We start from the raw sequence: 13,033 nt of genomic DNA, 5'->3' as shown, positions 1-13,033 counted from the left end.
GCTGAACTCTACGGGCGGATCCTCGCCGGCAACGAACCCGACGTCCCCTTCATCTAGCAAAAGACAACGTGTGCAATCACCTTGCACGACATGCAGTCACGGTGACGACCACGGGCTGCAGGAGGAAAGGAATCAGATCGATGAGTAGTGAGAGCGATTCACTTCAGCACAGTTTCAAAGAGGCTATGGCTCACGTGGCGACGCCGGTCGCGGTCGTGTCCTCCGTGGACGGAGGACTGCCCGTCGGAACAACGGTCAGCGCCTTCATGTCGCTGTCGATGACCCCACCGATGGTCCTGGTCTCCCTGGACAAGGGTTCGGAGACGCTCGAACTCGTGGCGACTTCGCGGCGGTTCGGCCTGAACGTCCTCGCCAGCGACCAAACGTCGACCGCACTGAAGTTCGCGAAGAAGGGCGGTGTGGGGAAGTTCAACGGCGTCCGTTGGGACCTGGATCACGAGGTGCCCCGGATCACCGGCGTCGCCGGCTGGGTGGCATGCACCGTGGAGCAGATCGTCGAAGGCGGTGACCACATGATCGTCCTGGGCAACGTTGTGGCGGCCGAACACGTTCACGGCGAGCCCCTCACCTACCACGGACGCGTGTTCGGAACCCACTCCGCCATCGAAGTGCTGCAGTAACCCATTCCGCCGCTCGTGAGCCCTCCGGACTTGGGTCCATACTCACGACGGAGCTTGGCACATTGCCCATCCCGCTGTCTGAGGCAAGGTATGAACTGGGCATTATGCTCAACTTTCTGGATAGTTCTTGCGCAGTACGGGATCCTGATTCACTGTTATAACAACTTCGCGCACAACAAGGACGATGCGGCGACAGATCCGCCGCCCTCAGTCCTCCGGCCGCGCCGATCGTGCCCACCCGCTCCCGATCGGCTCGGCCGTCCCGCCGTTCAGCCGTACCCGATTGCGCCCCGCGCAACATTTCGCATGTTAGGAAAGAGATTCCGATGCACAACGCCCTGTCCGTCGCTCACGGGACCGAGACCCCGGCCGCACAGACCGGCGGTTCGGTCGATCTGGAGACGCTCGAAGCGATTCAGCAGCGCGTGTTGTGGCTTTCGACGTCGATGATCCACCACGCCAACCGAATCCGCCCAAACCCCACGGGTCTGAAGGTGGGTGGCCACCAGGCGTCGTGCGCGTCGATTGTCTCTATCATGACCTCGCTGTGGTTCGAGCAGCTCCAGCCCGGCGACCGGGTGTCGGTCAAGCCCCATGCCTCGCCGGTACTGCACGGCATCAACTACCTGCTCGGTGAACTCGACGAGAAGTACCTGACCACGCTGCGGGAGTTCGGCGGCCTGCAGTCCTATCCCAGCCGTTCCAAGGATCCCGATACCGTCGACTACTCGACGGGCTCTGTCGGCATCGGTGCCACCGCCCCGATCTGGGGGGCGATGGCCCGCCGCTACGTCGAAACCACCACCGGCGGCGCCGGCACCGGCCGCCAGTACTCGCTGGTCGGTGACGCGGAACTGGACGAGGGCGCGGTGTGGGAGGCGATCCTCGACCCGGGCATCGCCGATCTCGGTGAGATCGTGTGGATCGTGGACCTGAACCGGCAGTCCCTCGACCGAGTGATTCCGAACATCGCCGCGCGCCGGTTGGAGAAGATGTTCGAGGCCGCCGGCTGGCAGGTGATCACCGTCAAGTTCGGCAAACTGCTCGAAGAGCTGTTCACCCGGCCCGGTGGAGAGTCGCTGCGCACCCGGATCCTCGAGATGCCGAACCCCGAATACCAGCGGTTGCTGCGCTGCAGCGCCGACGAGGTCCGCACCCGCCTGCCCGGCGACGGCCCCGGTAGCACCGAGATTTCCACCCTGATCGCCGGTCTCGACGACGCCACCCTGACTGCGGCCATCCGCAACCTCGGTGGCCACGACCTCGCTGCGCTGACCGCCGCGTACCAGCAGATCGACGACACCCGCCCGACGGTGATCATCGCCTACACCATCAAGGGCTACGGCCTGCCCACCCAGGGACACCCCCAGAACCACTCGTCACTGCTGTCGGTCGAGGAATACACCTCGCTCGCCGCCGATCTGGGAATGGACTCGGCGAACCCGTGGGGCCGGTTCGCCGCGGACTCCGAGGCAGGGCGGCGATGCGCGAGTAACGCGGACCGGCTGCGCCGCGAGCCTATCCCGGCGTTGCCCGACCTCACGATCCCCGCCGACATCGGCCGCACCCCGAAGGGCACGGCCACGACCCAGGCCGCCCTCGGCCGGGTTCTACTGGACCTGACCCGCGAGGCGCCGGAGGCCGCGAAGCGAGTGGTCACGGTCAGCCCTGACGTCAGCTCCACGACCAACCTGGCGGGGTGGGTCAACAAGGTCGGCGTGTGGTCGGCGGCCGAACGCCACAACTGGTTCGCCGACGACGCCGAAACGATCATGCACTGGCGGGAAAAGCCCACCGGTCAGCACATGGAACTGGGCATCGCGGAAACGAATCTGGTCGGGCTGATGGGTGAGCTCGGCGCCACCTGGAGCCGCTGGGGCCAGCCCCTGTTCCCGATCGGGGTGATGTATGACCCGTTCGTCGAACGCGCCCTCGAGCCGTGGTCGTACGGGATCTACGCCGGCGGCCAGTCCATCCTGGTCGGAACCCCCTCCGGTGTCACCCTGGCCGCCGAAGGCGGTGCGCACCAGTCGATCAAGACCCCGTCGATCGGCCTGGAACAGCCGGGGTGCATCAGCTACGAACCGGCCTTCGCGATCGACACCGAATGGGCGCTGCTGGCCAGTATCGGCCGCCTGGGTCGCCCGGACGGCACCTCCGCCTACTTGCGGCTGTCCACCCGACCGGTCGATCAGACCCTCGCCGCGGTGCCCACGGATCCGGCGGCCCGCGAACGCCGCCGCCGTCAGGTCGTCGCCGGCGGCTACCCCCTTGTTCGCCGGCAGGGTGCCCAGGTCACGATCGTAGCGATGGGGACGATGATGACCGAGGCGATCGCGGCTGCGGATCGTCTCGAGCAGGCCGGTGTGCTCGCGGACGTCGTCTGCATCACCAGTCCGGGATTGCTGTTCGAAGCCGTGCAGGCACGGCAGGGCCGCGGCCAGGGGGAAAGCTGGATTCTCGACCAACTCTTCCCCGCCGATCGCGCCACCCCGATGGTCACCGTTCTCGACGGTCACCCCCACACCCTGGCCTTTCTCGCCGGCATCAACCAGGTGCGCAGCACAACCCTCGGGGTCAGCAAGTTCGGGCAGGTCGGATCTCTCGACGACGTGTACCGCTATCACGGCATCGACACCGACAGCATCGTGCGGGCCGCGCTCGACATTCTCGCCTGATCTCACACGCCAGGAGCACACAACATCATGACAACCGAACAGCTCGAAGGTACGACGGTGCGCATGCCGGCGCTGGGGGAGAGTGTCGATGAGGGCACCATCACCCGGTGGCTCAAGCAGCCCGGCGATCACGTCACCGCCGAGGAACCGCTCCTCGAGGTCGCGACGGACAAGGTCGATACGGAGATTCCGTCGCCGGTCACCGGGATTCTTCAGCGCATCCTCGCCGAGGAGAACGACGTCGTCGCGATCGACGCCGAACTAGCAATCATTAGCGAATCGTCCAGTGGTCCGGTCGACAGTTCTCCTGCACCTCCCACACCGGCACCCGCCGTGCCTCCCACACCGGCACCCGCCGTGCCTCCTACACCGGCACCCGCCGTGCCTCCCACACCGGCACCCGCTGCGGATCCGGCACCGACCGCAGCAGCGGTGCCCCCGGCTCCGGTGACGGTTCCCTCGCCGTCCCCGGAGCCGGACACCCGCAGTGCAGTTACCGCCGTGACGCAGTCCTCCATCGGCTCGATCACCGAAAAGCTGCCGCGGATTCGCCGCACGATCGCCCAGCGGATGGTCGAGTCGTTGCAAACCGCCGCCCAGCTCACCACGGTCCTCGAAGTCGACGTCACTGCAATCGCTCGGCTACGAGCGGCGCACAAGGACGACTTCCTGCAGCGGACCGGAATCAAGCTCTCGTTTCTGCCGTTCTTCGCCAAAGCCGCCGTCGACGCGCTCGCCGAGCATCGCGTTCTCAACGCCTCCCTCAATGCGGACGTGACCGAGGTGACCTACTACGACCACTGCCATCTGGGCATGGCGGTCGACAGCGAGAAGGGGCTGATGGTGCCGGTCATCCGCGATGCCCAGCAACTCGGCATCGAGGGCCTCGCCCGGGCGATCGCGGACAAGGCCGACAAGGTCCGCACCGGCAAGATCACTGCCGATGAGTTGTCCGGCGGCACCTTCACTCTCACCAATACCGGAAGCCGCGGCGCCCTGTTCGACACGCCGATCATCAACCAACCCCAGACCGGAATCTTGGGTGTCGGTGCTGTGGTCGAGCGGCTGGTTCCGACGCGCCAAGATGGTGAGCTCCGTATCGACGTACGGTCGATGGCCTACTTGTCCATCTCCTACGACCATCGCATTGTCGACGGCGCCGACGCCGCTCGCTTCCTCACCGCCGTCAAGACCAGGCTTGAAAAAGGGTTTACCGCATTAGATTTGACCTGAGTTCAACGCAACGAAAATCGGGGCTGGGAGGAATGATGACCCGAGACGCTCACGCCATGCTGGCGTTCGCAACCAAATGGTCCCGTTTCGGCGGAGGAGACGAATACATCCTTCCCGAGTTCGGAATCACCCCCATGGTGTTCTACCAACGCATTCTCGCGATGGTGACCAGCACCCTGATCAACGAAGTCGATTTCGCAACCCGCACGCATCTGCGGGAGTTCTGTTCGCACAAAATCGTCCAGGCGAGGGCAACTCCTGCTGTACAGGGCTCACGGTAGGGGCTGCCGAACACCCTGCAGTGGCCCCGTCGGGGGCGGGGTCACTGCAGGAGCTGACCACTTCAAACATGTTCAAGGCCCGGCGATTCGACGAATCGCCGGGCCTTCTCCCGTCTGCGGTGTGTCGACCGCGTCACTCGCCGCCAGGTCGGGCCACGATCGTGATTCCCAAGTGCACGAGACGGGAGACTCCCGCCCAGGGGCCCAGCATCGGAAATACTGTCCGATCCAGCGCCACATCGGCGACGAGTTCGAGTGCACCGTCACCAGCCTCGACCGACCGGAGCTGCAACCGCACGGGAGCGGCGGTACCCCGTACAGTCACCTCGCACGGGACGCTCTCGTCCGAAAGGTCGGAATTATCGATCGCCACCCGGATCGTGGGGTGCTCGTGTGTGTGGAGGTAGTGCGAGGACCTCAGATGCCAATCACGCGGTGCCAGACCAGTACTGATCTCGTCGGCTGCGAGGAAGCCAGTGCCGGCGAGCTTACCGCCACCGATTTCTATCGAACCGTCACGAATGGGGAAGTGCCCTCGGACCCACATCACCCCGAAGGCTTTGGCGCGAAAGGTGACAGCCGACCGTGCGGTGTCGACGACGTACGTTCCCGCGGGAATCGAGTCGGGCGAGGAATTGGATGGCACGGAGTGAATGTCGGGCATAGCGGAGAGCTCCTCGAATAGGGTGGCCTACGCCACCATTGCAATATGTGATAACAGCCATACTAAACGAGTTCGACGGTCTTTCAAACCCTCTCCACCGACACAGATTCGGCTGTTACGTGGACGAAATGAGAGTATGGGAAAGTTCGAGAGGTCGGCGTCGATGCTTGGCAAGATGCCCAGCCGTACGGGTCGACCGACGTTGAAACCGTGCGGATTGATCAACCGCGGCGTCGCCGATTGCACTCTCTGCAAGTCACTGATTGACTGTTGTCCACACCGGGCCCGGGGAAGTGGGATCATCCCTTTCACGCGGCCGCCGGGAGAGCTCACGAGGCTGTGGTCCCGGACGTTTGACACCGCCGATGCTACCGATACGGCGGGTCCGAATCGCAACCGTAGTCTGCCGTCGCGAGGTGCACCGCGGACCCGAACCTAGGAACTGCACGTGAGCTCATCTATCTCTACCACCCCTGTCGCGCAGCGACATCTCTCTGCGGTCACCGAGAGTGACTCTGCTGTTCCCGATCTCGGAGCAGGCGGCTCAGGCGCTCAAGGCGGTCGCAGTCCGGCACGGGTCACCGGGGCGCAAGCGGTGGTGCGTTCGCTCGAGGCGCTGGACGTAGACGTCGTCTTCGGCATCCCGGGCGGGGCTATCCTGCCGGTCTACGATCCGTTGGTCGACTCCACGCGAGTCCGCCACGTGTTGGTGCGTCACGAGCAAGGCGCCGGGCACGCCGCGACCGGTTACGCCCAGGCCACGGGCAAAGTCGGAGTGTGCATGGCGACTTCCGGGCCGGGTGCGACGAATCTGGTTACTCCCCTCGCCGATGCGCAGATGGACTCGGTGCCCGTGGTGGCTATTACCGGGCAGGTCGGGCGCGGTCTAATCGGTACAGACGCCTTCCAAGAAGCCGACATCGCCGGCATCACCATGCCGATCACCAAACATAATTTCCTTGTTACGGACGCCAAGGACATCCCCCGCACCATTGCAGAGGCATTTCACCTCGCCGCCACCGGCCGCCCCGGAGCGGTGCTCGTCGACATACCCAAGGACGTCCTGCAGGCCACGACCACCTTCGCCTGGCCCCCGGCCATGCGTCTGCCCGGCTATCGACCGGTGACCAAACCGCACCGCAAACAGATCCGTGCGGCCACCGAACTGATAACCAAAGCGAAGGCACCAGTCCTCTACGTGGGCGGTGGCGTGATCAAAGCCGAGGCCTCGACCGAGCTGATCGAGTTCGCAGAACTGACCGGCATTCCCGTCGTGACGACGCTGATGGCGCGAGGAGCGTTTCCGGACAGTCATCGACTGCACTACGGGATGCCCGGTATGCACGGAACCGTCGCCGCAGTAGCGGCACTGCAGAAGAGCGACCTGCTGATCACGCTTGGTGCGCGGTTCGACGACCGCCTCACTGGTGAGGTCGCCTCGTTCGCGCTCGGCGCGAAGGTCATCCACGCCGATATCGACCCCGCCGAGATAGGGAAGAACCGATTCGTCGACGTTGCCATAGTCGGCGACTGCAAGAAGACAATCGCGGCCTTCACAGATGAGATCAGTGCTCGACCCGACCATACTCCGGCGACCGACCTGGCGGATTGGCTCGCGTACCTCGACGACATCCGTCGTGCGTACCCACTCAGCTACGACCGCCCCGCAGACGGATTGCTCTCTCCCGAATTCGTCATCGAGTCCCTCGGAAAAGCTGCCGGTCCCGACGCAATCTATGTTTCCGGCGTCGGACAGCACCAGATGTGGGCCGCTCACTACATCGACTACGAAAAGCCACGCACCTGGCTCAATTCTGGCGGCCTGGGCACGATGGGCTATGCAGTTCCAGCGGCACTCGGAGCCAAACTGGGAGCACCGGACCGTGAGGTGTGGGCGATCGACGGAGACGGGTGTTTCCAGATGACCAATCAGGAACTTGCCACCGCCGCGATCGAAGGTGTCCCGATCAAGGTTGCCTTGATCAACAACGGAAACCTCGGCATGGTGAAGCAACTCCAGGAAATCCACTACGAGGGCAGGTACTCGAACGTCGAACTCGGTACGCACTCCCGCCGCATTCCGGACTTCGTCGGCCTCTCCGAGGCGCTCGGTTGCGTCGCCCTGCGGTGTGAGCGTGAGGAGGACGTCGACGCGGTCATCGCCCAGGCCCGCTCGATCAACGACCGCCCCGTTGTCATCGACTTCATCGTCGGGGACGACGCCCTGGTGTGGCCGATGATCGCCGCCGGCGCCAGCAACGACCAGATCATGGCCGCGCGCGGAATCCGTCCCCTGTTCGACGACAACGAGGAGCTCTCCGAGAGAGCCGCGCTCGGCGAACTGATGGACAAGGAGCGCTAGGGTCGTGCACCTGAAATTCTCTGGATGTGCTGGGAGATGAGGATCTCCTCCGTCTTCCGCCAGACGAATGTATTGGGGGCCTGCGTCCACGCCCGGATCAGTCGCGGACGTCTTTCTCCAGTGCGGCAGTGCTCGGCCGGACGCCGCGGCGGACGAGTTGATAGATGAGATAGGCGAACCAGCGCTCGACCTGGTTCATCCAGGCGAATCCAGTGCCGCGAGATAGAGGTGGAATCGGGAGCGACCAGACAGCGGGCTGTTCGTGGCGGTTTGTGGGTGGCGAGGTTGCCGCATACCAGGTGCGATCCAGTTCGGCGGGTACGGCCTTGTCAATCGCAATGCGGAACTTCCGAAATTCGACTTGTTCCCGAACGCGGACAACGGTGTTCATGTGACGAGTGCCAGCGTAGACGATGCGCGAAGTAATCGCTCGAACGTCAGGAGTGAGCTTGAACCCGTCCGCCAGATGCTGTTTCGGCTTTGAACTTCTGGCAGATCGGCTCGATCGTCGATGTCGACAACCCCGACTTCTAGCCATCGATGCCCGCGACCAATGCGCCGCATTCCGCGGCGACTGCTCGCGCCTTGCGGTCAGCACATCCTCGACCTGACAACGAGTAGGGCGACGGAGGGCCCGTGCCCGATTGTCGGTTAGGCGCAACGGCGTCCCCGCCAACCGATAGTCGGCACCTCGATGCAGGCGCAGACCTTGAGTCAGGCTGCGCTTTCCACCCTCTGGATCTCGCGGACTCTGTTGGTGCACAGCAAATATGGACCGGAGAATGTACTGCGTCGGCCGCACGGCGAGACTGCGGGCGGACCTGGCCACCCAATTGTGTATTCCGATCCCATTGTGGGGCGAACCGCCACTGCAAATGACTGCGGCCGGCCTGCCTCAAACGGTTGTTATGTCGAATAACGGTGACTATCGTGGTCCCTGTCACTTGGCTGGCCAATGGTGGCTTACTCCACCCAGTGAGACCTGATCCCGGGAGCAACATGATTAGCACCGATGAACGAAGCTGCCCCACACCGACCTTTATCGAATCCATACGCTCGACGTACGACGTCGAGCAGGAAATCGACCGGATTCTTACTCGGAAAATGCTGACCAGATCCGGTCCTGGATATGTGGCGGTCCCTCTACAGAATCTGGTCAAAGGCATCGAGCGCCTCATTCGGTCGGAGATCGGCGATAAGTTCGCCATCGCGAATGCCCGATGGCTGCAAGGTGGGGCGTCGAAGATTCAAGCCGCGTTCGAGCTCGAATGGGATGGCCCCGATGGGACTACTCCACAAGTGACCTCCATGGTCCTCCGGATGGATCCTCCTGCCGGCATCGTTGAAACCAGCCGCATGCGTGAGTTCCAGGTACTTCAGATGATCGAACGACACGTACCGGCTCCGACGGCATTCTGGGCGGACTCGACCGGAGAGTATCTCCCGCAACCCGCACTTATCTGTGGCTTCGTCACGGGCGTCACCAAGCCTTCGCAGCGCATGGCCAATGTCAGCGGAGTCGGTACCAACTTCGGGTCCGATGAGTTGCGTGCCGAACTCGGTGCGCAATTCGTCGGCCACCTCGCCAAAATTCACACAGCTGTCCCCGCGCCGGACCAGCTCACCGCGTTTGACCGACCGGAGCTGAACTCGTCAGGAATTATCCGACAGATCAACTGGTGGCGTCGGGTATGGGAGGAAGACCGCGTCGAAGACTTGCCCCTGATCGACGTGGCAGCCAACTGGCTGATCTCGCACGCTCCACGACTCGACCACGTGTCGCTGGTTCACGGCGATTACCGAAGCGGAAACTTCCTCTTCGACGAGGCCGACGCCCGAATCACCGCACTACTCGACTGGGAACTGGCGGTCCTCGGCGACCGGCACCAGGACCTGGCATGGGCGACCAGCAGATACTTCGGCCATTACCATGAGGACGGCGAAACATTCCTGGCGTCAGGCATGCTGCCGATCGAAGAGTTCTTCGATCGCTACGAACAGGCATCAGGGCTGCCGGTGGACCCGGAGCGGATCACGTACTTTCGCATCTTCAACGAGTTCTGCTCCACCGTTCACATGCTCGCAACGGCCAGACGCGTCGCCAAGCACTCGAAGACTCACCAGGACATCGTCGTCGCCTGGATATCGATGATCGGCCCTATCGTCCTATCGCAACTCCGAGACCACCTCGAAGAGGTCATGTCATGATCCCTGATCCCAATCTGCAACTTCAAGTAGCGGCGAAGGCATTGAGCGAGGTGGTCGCCCCCGCGATCGACCCCGAGAACCGGCTCGCCACAGAACAGTTACAACTTTCGATCGCGACCATTGAACTGGTCCGCAGCCGTCTGCACCTACTGCAGGCACTCAAGCGCGCGGAGCTCGCTGACGCGGTGACGCTCGCGGAACAACTGTGCGCGACGGCAGCGGACGGATCCAAGTATGCGGAGGACCTGGGTACAGCGGTAAACCGAGCTCGCGCCGTAGTCGACGCCCTCGGCCCCGACGAGCAGGCAATTGAGGAGGTATTGCAGAAGCTGCGCTCCTCCACGTGCGCGTTCGTCTCGAGCCCTCAGCCTGAGATTAACGACCAGATCGAGCTCGCGGTGGTAAAAGCGGCCAAATCACAACTCGACCGTGCGCGATCCTGGTGCAAGCCATCAGGTTTCGAAGCAGATCCAGCTCGTGTGAGCGAGATCGAGGACGTGCTGGCATGACAGCTGATCGCCTCCTGCTGAACTCCTACATCCTCCCCGGCCGCTTGGCAGACGTGCATGAGGGTCTTCAACACGCCGTCGAAGGGGAGCGCATCGGCCTGTCCGGCATCTTCGTCTCAGAACGGTGGGAAACCAAGGAGATCGCATCCGTCATGGGGGCGCTTTCACAGGTCACCGACCATGTTGGGCTCCTCGCCGGCGCCACCCACTTCGGTACCCGCCATCCAGTGGTGCTCGCGGGGATGGGCGCAACTCTGCAGACGTTGACCAAAGGCCGCTTCCAGCTTGGATTCGCACGGGGTGTCGCTTCCCACTTCCGGGCATTCGGCATTCCCGCGCTTGGCCTGGACGGAATGCGCGACTACGCAAGCTTGTTGCGTCGGCTGTGGGCGGGTGAGACCGTTGAATACCGTGGGCCCGCCGGCATCTATCCAGAGATGAAGTTGGGAAATCCCTGCCCTGATCCGCCGCCAATGATCCTTGCGTGCGTCGGTGAAAAGACCTTGCAGCTTGCCGGAGCACATTTCGACGGCGTGATTCTGCATCCGTTCCTGACCGCAGAGGCGGTAGCCAGGTCGACGAAGATCGTCCGACAGGCCGCCGAGGAAGCTGGTCGGAACCCGTCTGACCTCAGGGTATATGCCTCTGTAGTCGTCGCCCCCGACACCCTCTCCGAGACGCAGCGGAAAGATGTGCTCGATGCCCGCGCAGCTTCATATTTCATGCATGCCGAGGTGGGACGCCCTCTGGTAACGATGAACGGTTGGGATCCGGCGCCTATGGAACGGCTAGCCGCGACAGACCTGAATCGATTCGAATACAGCTCAGGCAAACGTGACGACGTGCGGGCGCAACTGGCGGCGGGCAGCGCGCTCCTTCCCCGCCACTGGCTTGAAACTGGTGCAGCTGTGGGCACCACTGAGGAATGCGTCGTGCGGCTCCGCGAGTACCAGTACGCCGGTGCTGACGAAATTTTGATGGTCGGCACGACGCCTAACCATCACGGCGACCTGCTGAAGGTGGCAAATCAGCGATGACGCTCCGCGTGGGGAATTGCGTGTGACTCGGATAGGGCCATCTGTTTCTGCCCGCCCCCAACCCGCCGCTGAAGCTGGCGGCGGGTTGCGGCCACCTCTGACGCTAGTGGCCAGGTCATAAAATCGCCGCGACCGGCCATCCCGGATCGCCACACCCGGCGGTCCGAGGAACTTCGAGGCTGTCCTGGAGGCAACACTGCCATGTAGGGCTGGGCCGTCCGGCCTGGTGCCGCTCACACGGTCACCACGCATACGGTCCGATACGCGAGGAATCGATCGAATATCGGGCGTGGTCCTCAATTCGAACTACTGCGAACGCGGGCCCAGGCTCGGCGCTCATCGTTCACCAGGATCTGGGTGAGCTCACCCGACCGCTTCTGAAGCTGACGCGGGGCCCGGGGTGCAGGCAACCGGCAAACCGTTATAACATAACTTGACGACTGAAACGGCCGTCGAAGTTGGAGATAAGGACCGAGCGGAGGATGCGGTGACGGCAACCACACAGGAGCAACGGTCGTTCGTGCGATCGCTTGCGCCGACATCGGTTCCGGATCAGGTGGCGAAGGAGATCCGTCGCGCCATCTTGTGCGGTGAACTGCGTCCGGGACAGACGTTTTCGCTGCGCGAGATCTCCGGCCAGCTCGGTGTCAGCTTCATTCCGGTACGAGAGGCCCTCCGCGATCTCGAAGGCCAGGGACTCGTCATCACCCGACCCGGCAAGAGCGCGATGGTGGCGCCGCTTGCACACGATGATCTCCATGGCATCTATCGCCTGCGTCGGCAGATCGAACCGGAGCTCGCCGGGCGTGCGTCCAAGATGCTCACGAGTCAGGATTTCGACCGGCTCGAGGGCTACCTGACGATGTTCGCCGACGAGAAATCGGGTATCGACGACGTCTACGACGCCCATCACGCGTTCCATTACGAACTGCTGAGGCCGGCGGCGACGGCTTGGGATCTGCGCACCCTCGAAGGGCTGTGGCATGCTGCGGAGCGGTATGTCCGGCTCGCCTTTTCCGGACGTGATGCCGAACCGGATGAGCCGAGCCGACGGTGGCGCACACACAATGAACTCCTGGTCGCCACGCGTACCGGTGGGATCCGCCAAGTTGCGGCGGCGACACGCAAGCATCTCGACGACAACGAGCAGATTGCGCTCCGCGCGCTCGACGATATCGCCTAGCCGTGCTGTCGTCCGCGTTTATGCGGACGAGCACGGTGTGAGCGCCACAGTTCCCGCGCGGTGAGCGGCGTGGACGCAGGGATCCGTCACGAACCGGAGTGTCGGCTTCAAGCACCTAGGCCCGCACCCCATCATGATTGATGGGGTGCGGGCCATGTGTTTTGGTAGATGACCTACATCGGCTATTTCAGTTCGGCGAGGACGGTGCCCTGGGTGATGGCGGAGCCGGGTTCGACG

The 13,033-nt window shown here is 63.4% G+C and carries 11 protein-coding genes; 9 read left to right on the top strand and 2 right to left on the bottom strand.

What is annotated here, in order from left to right:
• Positions 1-140 precede the first annotated feature (140 nt).
• The 4 genes from P3H15_RS51040 to P3H15_RS51025 all read left to right on the top strand — a co-directional run bounded on the left by P3H15_RS51040 (position 141) and on the right by P3H15_RS51025 (position 4,833).
• Positions 141-641, top strand: coding sequence for a flavin reductase family protein (locus P3H15_RS51040; RefSeq protein ID WP_276144328.1), 501 nt, complete (start codon positions 141-143; stop codon positions 639-641).
• A gap of 326 nt (positions 642-967) precedes the next feature.
• A complete protein-coding gene (locus P3H15_RS51035; protein WP_276144327.1) occupies positions 968-3,319 on the top strand; it encodes a transketolase C-terminal domain-containing protein in 2,352 nt (783 codons plus the stop codon).
• A gap of 27 nt (positions 3,320-3,346) precedes the next feature.
• The gene (locus tag P3H15_RS51030; RefSeq protein WP_276144326.1) at positions 3,347-4,552 is read left to right on the top strand and encodes a 2-oxo acid dehydrogenase subunit E2; all 1,206 of its coding nucleotides are present in this window, start codon (positions 3,347-3,349) and stop codon (positions 4,550-4,552) included.
• 56 nt (positions 4,553-4,608) lie between these two features.
• Positions 4,609-4,833 carry a DUF3263 domain-containing protein gene (locus P3H15_RS51025; RefSeq protein WP_276144325.1) on the top strand — a complete coding sequence of 75 codons (225 nt, stop codon included), beginning with the start codon at positions 4,609-4,611 and terminating at the stop codon, positions 4,831-4,833.
• A 133-nt stretch (positions 4,834-4,966) separates the two neighbouring features.
• On the opposite strand, the gene P3H15_RS51020 is transcribed toward P3H15_RS51025, so the two are convergent.
• Positions 4,967-5,497, bottom strand: coding sequence for a YceI family protein (locus P3H15_RS51020; protein ID WP_276144324.1), 531 nt, complete (start codon positions 5,495-5,497; stop codon positions 4,967-4,969).
• 595 nt (positions 5,498-6,092) lie between these two features.
• On the opposite strand from P3H15_RS51020, the gene P3H15_RS51015 reads away from it, so the two are divergent.
• Positions 6,093-7,859 carry an acetolactate synthase large subunit gene (locus P3H15_RS51015; protein ID WP_276144323.1) on the top strand — a complete coding sequence of 589 codons (1,767 nt, stop codon included), beginning with the start codon at positions 6,093-6,095 and terminating at the stop codon, positions 7,857-7,859.
• Between the two features lie 97 nt (positions 7,860-7,956).
• Here P3H15_RS51015 and P3H15_RS51010 read toward each other — a convergent pair whose 3' ends face one another.
• Positions 7,957-8,250, bottom strand: a complete 294-nt coding sequence (locus P3H15_RS51010) for a hypothetical protein (protein WP_276144322.1) — start codon at positions 8,248-8,250, stop codon at positions 7,957-7,959.
• Between the two features lie 608 nt (positions 8,251-8,858).
• Between P3H15_RS51010 and P3H15_RS51005 the strand changes: the two genes are divergently transcribed.
• From P3H15_RS51005 to P3H15_RS50990, 4 genes are all read left to right on the top strand, one after another.
• On the top strand, positions 8,859-10,067 hold the full coding sequence (locus tag P3H15_RS51005; RefSeq protein ID WP_276144321.1) for a phosphotransferase family protein: 1,209 nt from the start codon (positions 8,859-8,861) through the stop codon (positions 10,065-10,067).
• Positions 10,064-10,576, top strand: a complete 513-nt coding sequence (locus tag P3H15_RS51000; protein ID WP_276144320.1) for a hypothetical protein — start codon at positions 10,064-10,066, stop codon at positions 10,574-10,576. Before P3H15_RS51005 ends, P3H15_RS51000 begins: the two co-directional genes overlap by 4 nt.
• Positions 10,573-11,613 (top strand): TIGR03857 family LLM class F420-dependent oxidoreductase, encoded by a 1,041-nt coding sequence (locus P3H15_RS50995; RefSeq protein WP_276144319.1) that lies wholly within the window; start codon positions 10,573-10,575, stop codon positions 11,611-11,613. Before P3H15_RS51000 ends, P3H15_RS50995 begins: the two co-directional genes overlap by 4 nt.
• A 487-nt stretch (positions 11,614-12,100) precedes the next feature.
• Positions 12,101-12,796, top strand: coding sequence for a GntR family transcriptional regulator (locus tag P3H15_RS50990; protein ID WP_276144318.1), 696 nt, complete (start codon positions 12,101-12,103; stop codon positions 12,794-12,796).
• The last annotated feature ends 237 nt before the right edge of the window (positions 12,797-13,033 follow it).

Origin of the sequence: Rhodococcus sp. T2V, assembly GCF_029269925.1 — a bacterium.
Classification (GTDB): Bacteria; Actinomycetota; Actinomycetes; order Mycobacteriales; family Mycobacteriaceae; genus Rhodococcus_F; species Rhodococcus_F koreensis.
This window is presented reverse-complemented; position numbering and strand designations above follow the sequence as displayed.

Bases quoted from the DNA above. Each gene is read 5' to 3' on its own strand.
- P3H15_RS51040 (WP_276144328.1), top strand. From the start codon at position 141: ATGAGTAGTGAGAGCGATTCACTTCAGCACAGTTTCAAAGAGGCTATG.
- P3H15_RS51035 (WP_276144327.1), top strand. From the start codon at position 968: ATGCACAACGCCCTGTCCGTCGCTCACGGGACCGAGACCCCGGCCGCA.
- P3H15_RS51030 (WP_276144326.1), top strand. From the start codon at position 3,347: ATGACAACCGAACAGCTCGAAGGTACGACGGTGCGCATGCCGGCGCTG.
- P3H15_RS51025 (WP_276144325.1), top strand. From the start codon at position 4,609: ATGCTGGCGTTCGCAACCAAATGGTCCCGTTTCGGCGGAGGAGACGAA.
- P3H15_RS51020 (WP_276144324.1), bottom strand. From the start codon at position 5,497: ATGCCCGACATTCACTCCGTGCCATCCAATTCCTCGCCCGACTCGATT.
- P3H15_RS51010 (WP_276144322.1), bottom strand. From the start codon at position 8,250: ATGAACACCGTTGTCCGCGTTCGGGAACAAGTCGAATTTCGGAAGTTC.
- P3H15_RS51005 (WP_276144321.1), top strand. From the start codon at position 8,859: ATGATTAGCACCGATGAACGAAGCTGCCCCACACCGACCTTTATCGAA.
- P3H15_RS51000 (WP_276144320.1), top strand. From the start codon at position 10,064: ATGATCCCTGATCCCAATCTGCAACTTCAAGTAGCGGCGAAGGCATTG.
- P3H15_RS50995 (WP_276144319.1), top strand. From the start codon at position 10,573: ATGACAGCTGATCGCCTCCTGCTGAACTCCTACATCCTCCCCGGCCGC.